The organism is Risungbinella massiliensis, from assembly GCF_000942395.1.
Classification (GTDB): Bacteria; Bacillota; Bacilli; order Thermoactinomycetales; family Thermoactinomycetaceae; genus Risungbinella; species Risungbinella massiliensis.
Map to the genome: position 1 here is coordinate 1,210,481 of NZ_LN812102.1, position 14,905 is coordinate 1,225,385.

Genomic DNA, 14,905 nt, shown 5'->3' on the forward strand with positions numbered 1-14,905 from the left:
AAACCATTAGACATACTAAGGTTTCTCAAACGAATATACAAGGTCTATTTCCAAATTCGGTTGTAGGATCACCTTATCCAATAAGGTTTTGAATACATTCAACAGGTCTTGGTTTTGTTCTTCCAAGGCATTAAAAGCTTCTTGGATAGTCTTAATTTGCCTTACTTGATAGTCATTTTGTTGGAGAAGTGCTAGCTGCTCTTCAATATGTTGTGTCTGACTATCCAGCTCTGCCCGCTTCTCTTCGAATTCAGTCTTTGTTATTAACTGATCGAGATAAAGATCAACTAGTTGTTGTTTCTTGGTTTGTACTGTTTTTAAGGCTTTCTGAGCTTCTTTTATCTGTTCTTCACGATCACTAAATGGATTGTTCGTCAGGTTTAAGTTAATGGATCGTCCTTTTTCCAAAAGTGTCTCGATTAAAAAAGTCCTTACTTCTTCATAAGTAATAGGTTCATGATTTACACAACCATCTGATCCCATCCGTCTATATCGCGAACATTTTATATACCGAAAGTGTTTCTTTTTACCAGTACTCAAAACTTTATGCGATTGTAGAACCACCATGTTGGAGTCGCAATTGCCACACTTGAGAATCCCTCTTAGATCATTCCATGGAGTGATCTTATTCTTGTTCGTTCGATTTGGGTTTGCTTGTTCCCATTCTTCTCTAGTGATAATTGCAGGATGGTGATCTCTAAACCAAAGCCACTGTTCCGGAGAGTTACGTATCTGCTTTTTACGTCCACCAGCTTTAACTGATGTATACTGGTTCAGGATAAAATCTCCGCAGCAAATAGGATTTCCAATCAACCTCTGTACAGAAGTCATCTGCCATTTGTTATTTTGTTTTGATGGAATACCTAGGCTGTTTAACTCCTTTGTAATCCTTTTAAAACCCCAACCTTGGTTATACCAGTTAAAGATCATTCGAACGACTCTAGCTTCATCCTCCAAAATTTTGAGTTTCCCATCTTCCCTATCAAAACCATAAGGAATCTTCCCTATGTGCTCTCCTCTGCGTACTTTAGCAGCAAGAGCAGCTGATACACCAGCAGATAGTGTTCTACTGTACTGAGCAGAAAAGAGTGACCAAAGTTCAAATGCCATGTCGTTTTTCCCTGCTTTATGAGAGTCATAACCCTCTTCAACAGAGATAATCCGTACATTGTGTGCGATAAATACTTCTCGTATCTCAAGTGAGTCCTTTAAATCACGTGCCAAACGACTGATGGATTTAAATACAACCATATCTATCTCTTTTTTCTTTGCCTTAGCTAAGATTTGTTGGATAGCTGGACGTTCAAGAAAAAGAGTGCCACTTATTCCGTGGTCTTTAAAGATGCAGTTTTCATTCCATTCTAGTCCTTGGCGTTCTATCCAGTTTCGACAGATATCTATTTGGTTTTCTACAGACGATATTTGCTCGTCTTTATCTGTAGAGACACGTACATAAATCGCATAACGAGTATTCATTTATTAACCCCTTACTATGTATTGAGTTAATTATATTGCATTAGATACTTTCCATCTAGATCCTCAAACAACAAGAAGGAGTAGCTCAATTGCTCCTAGAAAAAAGACCTAAAAATAAAAACCCCCCCGAAACATCGAGGGTTTGGTTGATGAAACATAGCAGAATCGAACTTCTAACCTCTACACTGCTAGTGTAACTGAGCCAGGTTGCCATCTAAATGCCCCGAGTTTATCATAGTGTTGTTAAAATGCGATCATGTGGTGGACAGTTTATTTGTTCTTAAAGCTAGTTTCTGCCAATGTAAAAACCTTATTGACCTTACTATGCATATCCATGTATTTTCTCAGAGTGCCTAATGTATGCATAGGGGCAGGCGCAATTGTTGATTCTTTAAAAGAGACTGATGCTCTCCTCCAGTAGTGTAACTGACTTATAGATAACTCTTTTTCCTGCAAATCCCTGTGATTTCCTACAGGGAAAAATTCCAATAAATCCGGCTGGCGTAAACTTTTATCAAAGTATGACCTTTCCCTTTTTGGCGACTCTTGAATAAGATCACCTTTGGGAGCTAAACTGTAAAACCTTCCATCCAAGAAGTATAAACCTGAAATAAAATGCTCTTCTTTTCCTTTTAAGTGACTAATATACTCTGGAACACCACGTTGAGTAGAATTAGTCATCCGGATGATCTTTAAGCGTTCGTTAAAAGATAACTCATTATTCACAAACTTCCAGTTACCATCTGACAATCTATTGTTATCAACTGACTTATACATTTTTGTAAGTGAACCACGATCAAAGATGACATACACATTCGAATCAGAACATGTCAGTTCATCCTCTAAAATTCTTTCAATAAATATAGTTGCCTCATTTATAACTTTCTCTTTTCCATTCTTTTTGGATTTCAAACTTCTTCTTAATCCATCTGGATTTAAAACTAGATTTTGTAAAGAGTTCCATCCAATTTTAGAATCTTGTAAAAGATAATCGATCCGATGATTCTTATATCGTGAAATCATTACTTTTGGAAGAGAAGAAATACTATTACCTCTAACGAACAACCATGTATCTTGATCATTAGTCAAAAGATTCCCTGAATAAATTCCAAAATCCTTAAGTAGATCAAGAAGAGCATTATGTACTCGATATTCTATGTCATTATCATCATCAACTAAAAATTGTGATAGCATTTTCTCATTCCAGAAAGCATAACGAACAAATTCCTTTGGATCAATTTCTTTCCATTTCTTTTTTTCCTTGATGTCAATAATAGCTGCTGAAGAGTTCTTTATATGTTTCTTAGTAAGCTGGATATACTTTCTAATCAAATCAACTGAATCAAGAGGTTTAGCAGGATCAATTTCTCTAACAACATAACTATCAGGTATGTGATGAAGATTAATAACTAATGGATGTTGATTTGCCTGAAATGCAAAAGAACCATCTCCTAAACTCTCACATTCAAACGACAAATGATTCTTTTTTTTGTTTGATCTATTCAATAGAACTTCGTTTAATGTATCATAATGTACTTTGGACACATGGCATTGAATATCTAGTTGTGTTGGCTCATTAACGACCAATGGAAAAAGATGATACCCTTTTCCTCTGTTAAACAATGTTTTTTCAGTAGTCAATGAAGGTGGCAAGTCTAATGTTTGATGCACAAGGTGATATAAACGCTTACGCTCAGGCAATCCTAGTCCAAGTTCAATTACATCATTTCCCTTTACAAAAGTATTAGGATTATAGAGAATACACGCTGTTGCCTCTTGGCTCATATTTATATATTGCATTGGATCTTGTAATAAATTACTTAATGACAATTCTTTTCCCAAAAATAAGTTTAGATACTCTACTGTTCTTCTGTCTCGCCATTTGAGTACTGGTTCTCCATCCTTAGCATCCATATCCTTGCTTACTGGTAAAGAAATAAACGGATGCAAATTAGACAGATTCCTCCTTACGAAAATACTTCCATCCTTTTTACTGCGTACTTGCTTCTTATCATTTATCTTTCTTGTAATAAATCGATGATGGACAGGTTTTATAAAAAGAAAAGTTCTGTCCGACTGATTTGGGAAAGTTTCAATAGTAAAATTCACACCATAAGAGTAATATTTTCCCCCCTTGGAATAGAGCTCTGTCATACAGCCCACTGGATTTCTTTTTACAAGGAAAAACTTCAATCGCTCAACAATTTCTCCATTTTCATTAGCAACATCAAACAAAGGCTGTTTCTCAACAAATTGTCTGGCAAAATATGCTGGTAACCAATCAAAAATATTGTCTTTAATACTAGCCGCATCACCCAGTAACCATTCTGCCATTTGCTCATTAAAAAACAATCGTTTGCCGACTTGTCGTCCGTGTCGTCTAAAATGCTCAGCAATTTCGTCAATACTAATTGGGCGCAAGGAAACAAACATGGGACTTTTTCCTTGAAATACGGCATGTTTAAATGAATAGCTAAGTAAATCAGGATACATCTGATATAATTCTTCGCCCAATCTCGTGAGTCTGAACTCTAGCTCGTAATTTGTGGTTTGTGACTGCTTTTTTACTTCCGCACTCCAGCTTTTTGGACAATACAAAAAGTAAAGGGGTTTGTCTGGAACGTAATTAGTTACTTCGACTGACATTAACTCTAAAAAATTGTCCTGACTACTCATGTTCATCCTCCTCTTCACTTACTATTTGCCGTTCAATCAACTTATTTAAAGATTGAATAAACGGTCCATACAAAGCTTGGTACTCATGACCTTCGCTTTCACTAAACAATTTATACCAAACTTCTAGAAGTGTCGGCTCATCATCAATCCTTTGATAGAAAGAAGCATCACAATAATATACTCTAGCAGGTGCTCCACCTCTGATCAGTCGTCCAATCATTTGCCATATGTTAACAAACAAAAACCAAGCTAAACGCTTACGATCGTCGTCTTTTAACGCAGTCCAATATTCTGGAGTTACATACATTGTCTGGAATAAAGAATTTGCTCTAATCCTTAATTTCTTGATTTTCTCTACAGCGGTTAAATTCCTGTTCTTTAAATCCAGCAAGTAATCATCCATCATACTATGGAGTGCTGTTAACATATAAAGCACATCTTCAGGAGTTGGGTATGGGCGGACCAAAAAGAAAACCGTTCCAAACAACGCCTCCCCATATTCATCAACCAAATTTAATCCTCTGTTTATCGCTCCCAAAGGAGCAACTAATACATCAACTTCTTCCGCTTCACGGGTCAAATCATTTCGTGTAATGTGATAATCAAAATCTGCTTTTTTTGTTAGAGATCGAAATCTCAATCCTTTATCTTCCCTATCCAACGTTGATGCAACCACGTCACAATCCGCATAGGAATTGCCAATTAACAGCACACCTCTTCCCCGTTTCTTGTTATTTTCGTCCCCCCATCTTTTCCATGATGCTAACTGATCTTTTATCTCAGGAATCAAATGTTTGGTTAATAGTTTTAAGTTAACATCACGCTCTTCTCTATTTTTTCCAGATATTCGATAGGTGAATTTGTTCCAGATAAATTGCTCTAGCTGATGAGACTGATTAGGTGAAGTTAGTAACCATTGTGAAGGCTGAGAAAGAGTATAAGCTGTCTTCACTGGCGATAATGTAGTACCTGATAATAATACAATTGCAGGTCCTTTCAGATCTCCACAGTGTTGAAACAAATTAGACCATTGATAAATTAACTCACGTCCCACTGTGTAATACCCAAATAACCTTAGAATTGGGTCTTTCGTAGCAGGATCTTCAACCAGTTCATAACCATAACGAAACCCTGTCATCGGAGTAGGCAAGTGTGGAATTAACTCATTATTCCGATTCCCAAATGGTACATCCACTGAGAAGTCGTCAATTTTTTGACGGACGATATCCTGATTAGATTCTATATAACTATAACAAGATTCAAAACAGCACAGCCAAAATACAAATCTCCACCGAGCGTTTATTTCCTCTAATTTATGTTCTGGCACGCTCAATTTAATGTTAAATAGATCTTCAATTCCAAAAGGGGTGCAATCACGCCAATTGGAAGATGTTTTTCCTTCTAACAACTTAACTATTTTTCTAGCTTCACTGGCATGATTGTCCCAAAAAGCATCCTCCAGATCGGGATATTGATTCCAATGAGACAAAATCCTTTTTGTAAGTTCTTTTTTTTCAGGAGTAATATTCCATTTATCAACTTCTTTTTTTAGATCATGGAGCAAAAAGTCTTTAAAAGTTACTTTTCTTTTCAGATTATTTTTCAATCTATTACTTGAAAGTACGATTTCATACATCTTTCTTGCTGCTTGATCCATCATGTTTTTTCGTTTGCTATATTCTGTAATTATTCCACTTTGCTCATAAATTCCTGTAATCGAGTTAGTAATATCATACACAGCTTTTTCTACTATGCAATTTCGATTTCCAATAAGTTGTTGATTCATCATAAATAACTGATCTATTGTTTGCTGGGTAGCGTCAGCCTCATCAACGAAAACAATATCAAGCTTTTGATAAAATAGCTCATAAACTGTCTTTCTATTCCCGAAAATCATTATTGGAGCAGTAGTTTGTGTAAGTGCTGCAGGAGTTGTAATGAAGACATCTGCATCATTAAAATCTTTATAATTATGATATATTCCACAGTGATGAGCTAGAGGACACAAATGTTTTACCTTTTTTCTCTTTTTCTTTCCGCTATGTACATATAAGTCATGGCACGGATAAGAATCTATAAATATTTCATCTTCTGCCAACGCTTGAATTAAACAAAACGACGAAACATCTTCTAATCCTGTGTCTTGGATCATTTCGGATACTGACTTTTTAAACAGCCTGTTCTCCTCATACTTATTTCTTTCAGACTTTCCGATAAAAGTAACTACTTTCAATCCTAAATCTCGTAGTTCCTGTGCCTTTTGGACTATATCATCTACTCTTGACTCAATGATTCCAACTGTAGCATTTTGATACTTACACTTAAAATAAGTTTGTGCGATGACAAAAGTAGATTTACCAGCTCCTAATCCTCCCAATATATGCTGAAGCCCTTCATATTCAAATGAATTCTTATGGTTAATTGGAAGTAGCTGCAACTCAGATAATCTCTTCTTGTAATTCTTAGATTTTTTTTGGTTGTTTGATAGGATATCATCCATCTCTTTTCCTAATAGAGTCCCGTTTTCACCTGAACTCACTTCTGAGCTTAACGTAATCCAATTCTCTTGCATCTCTTCAGTTAAATAAGGTAATTTCTTTGGCAATGTAACAGATATTTCATTTTCACCACGATCATAAAAGTACGTTTTTCCTAACTGAGCAAATTTCCGTCTAGATCCTTGGAAAGGAATTACCTCTTCGATAAAGGTTTGATAATACTCCTCACGCTTTGTTCCTGCTACTGGTGGAAAATTTTTTATCAATTTTAGTGTTGGATCTTCTTTTTTTTCTACATCAAATAATCGATATTGCTTTGGAACTTCTAAGTAATTATGCAACCAATCAAACCAACCGCCAAAACTAAAATGGAAGTTCAGACACTTGATTCTTTTGATTACTCTCTGGATCAGTTGATCTTTTACATACAAGTGCTGATATCCTGAAAAAAGAACGTCATATTGTTCTATTGGTATTTTTTTATGGATAGCAAATTTCTCTGTTATGTAAAGAACAAATTCTACTTCCATCAATCTTCTGCATGAAGATCGATCTGTAACAGTTGGAAATAAGCTATCTATATACTCTCTTGAAGTACAAGAAACAAACCACTGATAAAGATCAAGTCTTCCCATTTATTTTTCCGCCTTTTCACGAAGGAAGTTTGCTAGCTTACTTTCCGATAAAATTTGAATCCCATCTTCATTTGCAAAAAATGATTTAACTCTCTTTATATATCCAGGTCTCCAACTTGCTGTATATTCATAAGGAACAATATAAATCGGGAGATGACCATTTTCATTTTTCTGTAAATTTTCCTGAATTTGAAATGCCAATCCATCGGGACTTCTATAACTTTTCACATCAAAATCAATTACTTCATTTTCTAATATAACTCGAATATCTCCATCTCTATCAATATTAGGATACAATTCGACCTGGTATATTGATGTTAGGCGTGAAAAAATCCTTAATTCTGATATTCCCGGAACCAGAACAGAACTATGAACACCATGTTTTAAGCGATAAGTTTTTTCCTCATCTTTAAAATTAAATGGCTTAGGATTAACAAAATTCCAGTTGGAAAAACGTGTTCCACTAATTTTCCCACAAACATTATACTTTCCACACTGCCAGTTACCATTTTTAAAATGTAAGGTATACCCGCAATTTGGACAAACCCTATATTCCCTCCAATTCTCTAATCTTTCATAACACTGCTCTAGTTGTTTTTTTATAAAAAGATCTTCAATTGAATCCAATAGTTTTTCTAACCCATTTTCAGATAAAACAGCAAATTTCTTATCTGCTAATATTTTACGGAAAGTAACATATCCCTTTTGATATGGAACAGGATAACTGGCACAATAACTAATTACTTCTAAAACCGGCTTCGTCTGGTAATCTCTTGGATTACCAGTATATTTTAGAAACCAATACGCTTGTTCACTTATCTCATTAATTTCTAGATCATACAGAGCAGACTCAAAGTTAATTGGTAACTCACTGTATTTTTCTGGGAGCCAGTCTAAAAGTGGTTTAGTATGTATCTCTAACCATTGATTAATCGATGCCGGCGGAATAATACTTAAATCTAGAAAAAAACAAGCTAACTGCTGATGAGATTGTCTAATAACTTTTCTATTTTTATTCGGGCTTTCATTTTTATTTAAGGCTTGGAGAGCTTTGATTTGAATATATAAAAGTTCTTGAACTCTATGAATGTCTTCCAACAAACCTACCTCCTATTAGCTAATTACATATTCCAAAAATGTTACCCTATCATAATTACTCTTCTCCTTTCTATTTTAATTTCCTTTTTTATACATAATAATAAGAAACTTACCATCTTCTACTTTTTTCAGATGGGGCTCCTTCTATAAACACCCTTTAATTGAGTCATTACCTTATAATATTAATTTCGTTTGTTTAGTTGAGATTAATCATTTTAAATGCAAAAGAGACCCTCTTTAGATAAGCCTAAAAAGTGGTCTCCTCTATTGTAAAAATGCTTTGCTAGATTTCGGAGCATAGTTAATTCGAATCGCTGGTCTTTACACTCCCGTCATATGCTAGATAACTCACACTAGAATGTAAAATGAATATTTCAGAGTCGAGTACTAATCCCTTTCAGCAACTGTTAAAGTATCTCTCATAATTTCACGAACTTCTTCTATATCCACTTCTTTTATTCCCTCTGGTGTTTTCACAACTGTAAAAAGTACATGTCCAGTCAATCCACGAATCCCTTGAATGAGGGCAGCAGCTGCTACCCCATGATCAGGAAGGGCAATAGTGACTAAACTATTTTCTTTACGAGCATTCAGTATTATAGAACGGACTTGATCAATGGCTCTGCAAACTTCTTTGACTAGATCATAAGGTTGATTTTGATGCAGTTGAAGAGAAATATAATGATATTCATAGTCACTTGTTTGATACTCACCATGAAAATCGAGTAGAACCTTTTTCATGAACAGTCTCCTTTACGTATAGATAAGATCAGACTCTTTCACTGTAAATGCTTCTTGTAAAATGGCTTGATGCAAATAACTCAAATATTCCGCTCGTCTTCATTCTCCTCTCTTGGTTTTTGTGCCCAGTACAATAATTCTTACATTAGTAAAGATCACGTCTTTAACGTTTCTTACATTTCACCAAACCAAGAATCTGTGTAGTCAACCTCTTCAAATCTACATTCTTATGGTTCAAACTCCTCGAACAAACACTTCTATCATATTTGCAGAGGTTAATCAGTAATTCAATCCCCTTTAGTCCGAGTATTCTTAATATAATCTATCCAAACGTCAACCTCAGCAACTAGTTCATCAAAACTTTTATCAAAAGGATAGTTTTCAGCTAATTGGTCTTGTTCTTCATATGAGAGGTTTCCCCATTCGTTATTAACCTGTGACATAGCACTAAGCATTTCTTCTAGCTTAGTAATCATCTTATCCATTCACATATCCCCCAAAAAAGTTATTTTACTAGAGACAGCAACAATATTTCAGTACAATCTAATTCAAATGGACTTCGGCAAAATTAAAAAATTCGACATCTTAAAAGTAATTCCTATCACTATATACAAACATTAGTTCTGTAATTATAACTCATAATCGAATCTTTAGTGAAACAATTATATATGTGTGAAGCAGTAGTTTCATGGATACATCCTAGTTAAGTAACTAAAAAGTGCTTTCATTAGTGCTAAAAAAGTTAATACTAATCATTGAATCCCAAAAACTCCCCTTATCACATAGGGGTAGTTTTTTGTCTTTTAATTAGTGTAGCTAGTTACAATTGATCATTTATCCGCTATCGGGACTGGGTATCAAATCATCCAGGAGTAATCATGAGAAGATTCTAAGAATAGAAACCACATTTCTGACTGCCAGAGTTGTCTACACGACTATGTACCGACATTTACTTATTTTTATGTTGTTCATTCCCCTTTTGCTCTTTGAATGAATTCAATAATCCTATCAACTGCACCTTTATAATCCTCTTTTATTTCGTGTTCCCAAATCCTAAGCAAATGCCATCCCGCAACTAAATAGTGATGATTTACTGCTGCATCCCTTTCTTTATTTCTTTGTAATTTCTTTTTCCAGTATTCAGAATTTGTCTTCGGCATATTGCCATGTATTTCACACCCGTGCCAAAAACATGAATCTATGAAGATAACCACTCTGTACTTTTTTATAGCAATGTCAGGTTTTCCATGTAAATCCTTGACATTTCTACGGAATCTTAATCCTCGGTTCCATAACTCTTTGGTAATTTTGTCTTCTAATTTAGAAATCGACCGTATTGCCTGCATGTTTTTTCGTCGTTGTTCCTTATTAAGATTATCTGCCATAAAAATCTCCATATTAAAAAATATTTTATTCTGAACAAAAATATCTACTCATGAGCTGATTTCAAGTAACAAGATATAATTTATTGTTAAAAACAAGGGAAGATACTGGAAGGTTAGGAGGTGCATGATATGTCTCAAATTTTACCGAATGATAGTTTTTTATTGCAAGAATTGCTCAATAAGGTTTTACTTTACCGACTCACACGGAACCTTGACAAAGAACTTCAAAACCGTAAAATCAGCCACGCTGAGTTAAGTGGCAGTACGGGTCGAAAAAATAATTGGTTTAATCGTACATTCAACGAATTAGAAGACATGCGAATCTCGACGTTTATAAAATCGCTAGCAGCAATAAATAAGATTATTAGCAATACCAGCAAATTCTCACCTGTTGAAGTCCAAGCTGTTATTGACGAAGAAATACTCAATATAGCTTCAGTTATCATTGATTTATCAATGAACGACGTTCGATATTTGCTAAACAATGACCCCGATTTACCCAAGTTCTTCGAGGATATCAAATTCTATGTTGATTCTTTGAGGGCATTAAAAAACGTGCTTTCATTAGAAGAATCAGATGCTTACGACCGAGTTTTAAATCGAATAAATTCCGAAGGGAACTGATAAAATGTCAGAGCGAAAAATTTGGTTTATTACCCGCCCGGAACGTGACCCTAAATTCCATCGTGACGCACTTCTAGCTTTATGTGACGCAACCGATGGATTGACCATCAAGTGGTCTGGTAACCGCCAAGCCCATTTTAATTACGAACGTGCTTTGAACGATCGCGGCGTTAAGCGGAATAACGTCAGTAACGATGGTTCAGGCGGAAGAACCTGGGCGGCAATGTTAAAAACTTTTGCTTATATCTATACGGATGAAGAAGGTTCCTTGAAACTCACCAAAGTAGGGAAAAAGATTCTGGACGGTGAAAAGGTTAGGGATAATGTAACAAAACAAATTCTGACCCTGCAAATTCCCAATGCTTATTTCCTTGAATCTGGCTTCCGTCCGAAGTTTGAATCAAGTTTTCGAATTCGTCCTGCCCGATTTCTAATCAAACTGACGAATCAAGAGCAGTTAAACTATTATGTCACTAAAGAGGAAATCACCTATTTCGTTTTAACTGCGAAGAAAGACAATGAATTGGCATCCGTCACGGACAAGATCCTTCATTTTAGAAACGCAAGCCTGACGGATAAAGCACAGATAAAACAAGAAATCGCTAAAAATTTCGACCACCGCGAACGTTCCGATAAGGGCGCAAGAGATTTTGAAATCGCACATGGGGATGTAGCCCACACGTTCATGTTGATTAGTGATTATACTGGACTTGTCGAATACATACGCGGTGAAGCCCTTCGTGTTGAACCGTCGGATTCCAAGCGGGTCGCCAAAGAAATCGAACAGTATGATTATAGGTATCCCTTTAACACTCGTTATCTTATCTCACTGCAACGTATGGCGGAAAATAATGGTTTGGATATTGAAAGCTATAAGGCTAGCAGTTACGGTGATATTAAGCCTGCAACTAATAAAACGAAAACTGCAAATAAAATTCGTGAATTGCTTTCGGATTATCCCGATTTAGATTATTTGTCGCATGAGGAATTGAAGGAAATTCTCATGAATGAATTCCCGCCAAAAGAAGCAGAAAAACACGCACACGACTTGAAACAAGTCACTCATAAAGCACTTAACAACGACTTTGTTGAAGGGTATTTGAACGAACTAGATAACCTTGTTTTTGAAGATAAGACAGGTGAAGTTTTCAAGGCAATCGGCTTTGAAGTTGAAATGCGACCTAAACCGCTTGCAAACGTTGAAACTGAAATCGAAATTCTTCTAAAATACGAAGGCATGCAAATGGGAATCATTGACGCTAAGAACTATCGTACAAAATTCGCTTTATCAGCTTCGTTGGCTTCGCATATGGCGTCGGAATATTTACCAAATTATGACGGATACGACAGCCGACAAGTATCGTTCTTCGGATATGTTACCGCGGCGGATTGGAGCGGTGAAAAGAACCTTGAAAAAATAAGTAATCTTACAAAACGTGCTATCCCCAACCGTGACATTAAGGGGATAATGCTAAGTGCAAATGTTTTACTTGGCTTCTTGGATTATTGCCTAGATAATGACCTATCCAAGCAAGAACGAGTTGAATTATTTTTGAAGGCAATCAATAACCGTGCGTACTCGACCGTTGGCGAATTTTTGCGTGAGGTTAAAAAGAGCGACCTGTTTTAGTCGCTCTCTTTTTTTATAATGTAATTAATTCAAGTTGGTCTGGTCAAAGTCATCAACATTCCACTTTGGATCAATGCTTTCATATTCAATTCCCGCAAAAGTTTTCAGTATTGCTTCAATAATAATTTTCGCACCTTCTGGTGGAACAGCCATACCGATTTGCTGTCTGACTTTTTCCTTCCCGCCGAGAAAAACATAATCATCCGGGAATGTTTGAATCCGCGCACGTTCCCTGTTTGTCAAAGCGCGTGGTTCACTCCAATGATACATATGTGTACCGCCACCACCGCTGCCAGTAACAGTATAAGACGGTTGGTCTGGGTGTAAACGTCTATATATCTGGCTCATTTTTGCGCCTTTGACGTTTAATCTTAAATGTTGTGGGATTCCTTCAAACCACGCATTTTGACCCGCAGGAATATGATTTAAGAATTCAATTACTTTCTTAGTATGTCGCGTTAATTCGTTATTCAGTGCATCAGCAGAAATCGGCGGTTCTGTTAATGCTTGTTTTACCGTTTTATAAGGCAATCTGCCTTCTCCGTGCGTAGGTGCAGGAACTCTAAACTCTTTATTTATATCATTTCTGATTCCGACAATAATAATTCTATGTCTAGTTTGAGGAATACCATAATCTTGAAATTTATATAAATGCGGTATAACTTTATACCCTGATTCCTTTAAGTCTCTCATAATCATATTGAAAGCCTGTCCATCATTTGCGCTTTGAAGACCAGACACATTTTCTGCAACAAACCATTTCGGTTGAAACGTTCTTAATACCTTCACTCCATATGTATATAATGGACCATAATTGCCTTCCAGTCCTTTTTTCTCGCCGACAATACTATAATCATTACAAGGAAATCCAAACGTAAAAGCGTCGATTTCTCCAAGAGTTTCAATATCTAGTTCACGAACATCCTTATTTATTACTGATTGAGGTCGGTCAGGACAAATGTTGTGAATGAACGTACGACATGCAGATTCATCTATGTCATTAGCCCATTCATGTTCGACCTTATATTCAACACCGTCTTTATCAACAACCCTGACCATCTTTGCTCCTAATGCAAGACCGCCGGGGCCGTTAAAAAATTCACCTTTTTTGAAAATCATACTATCACCCCGATTTAAATAATGAAACCATTATACTTTAATTCACATGAAAAAGCAGCAGTAGATTGGTTTATTTTGTTGGAAATTAAGAAAATATGTTCGCATAATTGATTCAGAATACATTGATTTTTCTTATTAAACTATGAATAAGTTTACTGAAAGATACTTAGAAGCGTACCCTCAATGGTACTATAACTGATACATCGGATGATGATCAGATTAATTGTTGGTAATATCTTTGGTATCTCCCAAATAGCCTTTACATTCATACTGGATAAGTCTTTTGTTCCAGCTTGGACATTCCATGTTAACAAACCTCACTACCTTCATAAAATATTTTCACCCCATCGCTATTAAAACATAGCTGAAAAACACTTGCCCAACCTGTATCCGGTCCTTCCCATACAGTCTTGATACTCCCGCCACGAAAATAATTGACTAATACCTTTATTACAATGGAGTGAGTAACTACTAAAATATTTTCTCCAACATGCCGTTCCAAAATATCTCGAATAAAAGGAACAGATCTTTCTTGGACATCTAATAATGTTTCACCTTGGGATTCTTTCGCGTCGTAATTTTCTGGGTTATTATTAATTTCTTCCAACGCTTTAGGGAACATCTCTTGTATCTCCGACCATTTTCTACCTTCCCATTTAGAAAAACTCATCTCCATCAACGAATCTGTTTTCACTAAATCTATTGATCTACCTCCTTTCAAATAAAGCGCAGTTTCTACTGCTCGGCTCGCTGAACTTGAATAGATACATTTAAAAGGAACATCATTAATTCTTTGTGCCAATTGCTTAGCCTGTTCAATCCCTATTTCCGTTAAAGAAGAATCTAATCTTCCTTGCAGACGTCCTTCAACATTCCACTTTGTTTGTCCGTGCCTTACAAGATACAAATTGGTATTCAAAATATCACTCTTCCTTTAACTTATATTGATATAGTCATGTTATATAAAAAAGCTAGGTTTCATTAATCACCTAGCTTTTTGGCTTACTTTAAATTCTACAAAAG

The 14,905-nt window shown here is 35.8% G+C and carries 11 protein-coding genes; 2 read left to right on the forward strand and 9 right to left on the reverse strand.

From position 1 onward, the window contains the following. Positions 1-15: 15 nt before the first annotated feature. From VJ09_RS06355 to VJ09_RS06385, 7 genes are all read right to left on the reverse strand, one after another. The gene (locus VJ09_RS06355) at positions 16-1,476 is read right to left on the reverse strand and encodes a recombinase family protein (protein ID WP_044640734.1); all 1,461 of its coding nucleotides are present in this window, start codon (positions 1,474-1,476) and stop codon (positions 16-18) included. 270 nt (positions 1,477-1,746) lie between these two features. Next, positions 1,747-4,152, reverse strand: a complete 2,406-nt coding sequence (locus VJ09_RS06360) for a pPIWI_RE module domain-containing protein (protein ID WP_044640735.1) — start codon at positions 4,150-4,152, stop codon at positions 1,747-1,749. Next, entirely contained in the window at positions 4,145-7,285 is a 3,141-nt protein-coding gene (locus VJ09_RS06365; RefSeq protein ID WP_044640736.1) for a pPIWI_RE_Z domain-containing protein, read from the reverse strand. The genes VJ09_RS06360 and VJ09_RS06365 overlap by 8 nt, the downstream gene beginning before the upstream one ends. Beyond that, positions 7,286-8,383, reverse strand: coding sequence for a restriction endonuclease-related protein (locus tag VJ09_RS06370; RefSeq protein ID WP_044640737.1), 1,098 nt, complete (start codon positions 8,381-8,383; stop codon positions 7,286-7,288). A gap of 387 nt (positions 8,384-8,770) precedes the next feature. After that, positions 8,771-9,124: a hypothetical protein gene (locus VJ09_RS06375; protein ID WP_044640738.1), complete on the reverse strand. Its 354-nt coding sequence runs from the start codon at positions 9,122-9,124 to the stop codon at positions 8,771-8,773. 287 nt (positions 9,125-9,411) lie between these two features. Next, entirely contained in the window at positions 9,412-9,609 is a 198-nt protein-coding gene (locus VJ09_RS06380; RefSeq protein ID WP_044640739.1) for a hypothetical protein, read from the reverse strand. A gap of 483 nt (positions 9,610-10,092) precedes the next feature. Then, the gene (locus tag VJ09_RS06385; protein ID WP_044640740.1) at positions 10,093-10,509 is read right to left on the reverse strand and encodes a very short patch repair endonuclease; all 417 of its coding nucleotides are present in this window, start codon (positions 10,507-10,509) and stop codon (positions 10,093-10,095) included. 129 nt (positions 10,510-10,638) lie between these two features. Here VJ09_RS06385 and VJ09_RS06390 point away from each other — a divergent pair, with 129 nt between their 5' ends. Then, entirely contained in the window at positions 10,639-11,133 is a 495-nt protein-coding gene (locus VJ09_RS06390; RefSeq protein ID WP_044640741.1) for a hypothetical protein, read from the forward strand. 4 nt (positions 11,134-11,137) lie between these two features. After that, complete coding sequence (locus VJ09_RS06395) at positions 11,138-12,763, forward strand: AlwI family type II restriction endonuclease (protein ID WP_044640742.1); 1,626 nt, start codon at positions 11,138-11,140, stop codon at positions 12,761-12,763. Between the two features lie 24 nt (positions 12,764-12,787). Here VJ09_RS06395 and VJ09_RS06400 read toward each other — a convergent pair whose 3' ends face one another. Together VJ09_RS06400 and VJ09_RS06405 are read right to left on the reverse strand one after the other, a co-directional pair. Continuing rightward, entirely contained in the window at positions 12,788-13,882 is a 1,095-nt protein-coding gene (locus VJ09_RS06400; RefSeq protein ID WP_044640743.1) for a DNA cytosine methyltransferase, read from the reverse strand. Positions 13,883-14,189: 307 nt separating this feature from the next. Next, positions 14,190-14,801 carry a histidine phosphatase family protein gene (locus VJ09_RS06405; RefSeq protein WP_044640744.1) on the reverse strand — a complete coding sequence of 204 codons (612 nt, stop codon included), beginning with the start codon at positions 14,799-14,801 and terminating at the stop codon, positions 14,190-14,192. Positions 14,802-14,905: the final 104 nt, after the last annotated feature.

Bases quoted from the DNA above. Each gene is read 5' to 3' on its own strand.
- VJ09_RS06355 (WP_044640734.1), bottom strand. From the start codon at position 1,476: ATGAATACTCGTTATGCGATTTATGTACGTGTCTCTACAGATAAAGAC.
- VJ09_RS06360 (WP_044640735.1), bottom strand. From the start codon at position 4,152: ATGAGTAGTCAGGACAATTTTTTAGAGTTAATGTCAGTCGAAGTAACT.
- VJ09_RS06365 (WP_044640736.1), bottom strand. From the start codon at position 7,285: ATGGGAAGACTTGATCTTTATCAGTGGTTTGTTTCTTGTACTTCAAGA.
- VJ09_RS06375 (WP_044640738.1), bottom strand. From the start codon at position 9,124: ATGAAAAAGGTTCTACTCGATTTTCATGGTGAGTATCAAACAAGTGAC.
- VJ09_RS06380 (WP_044640739.1), bottom strand. From the start codon at position 9,609: ATGGATAAGATGATTACTAAGCTAGAAGAAATGCTTAGTGCTATGTCA.
- VJ09_RS06385 (WP_044640740.1), bottom strand. From the start codon at position 10,509: ATGGCAGATAATCTTAATAAGGAACAACGACGAAAAAACATGCAGGCA.
- VJ09_RS06390 (WP_044640741.1), top strand. From the start codon at position 10,639: ATGTCTCAAATTTTACCGAATGATAGTTTTTTATTGCAAGAATTGCTC.
- VJ09_RS06395 (WP_044640742.1), top strand. From the start codon at position 11,138: ATGTCAGAGCGAAAAATTTGGTTTATTACCCGCCCGGAACGTGACCCT.
- VJ09_RS06400 (WP_044640743.1), bottom strand. From the start codon at position 13,882: ATGATTTTCAAAAAAGGTGAATTTTTTAACGGCCCCGGCGGTCTTGCA.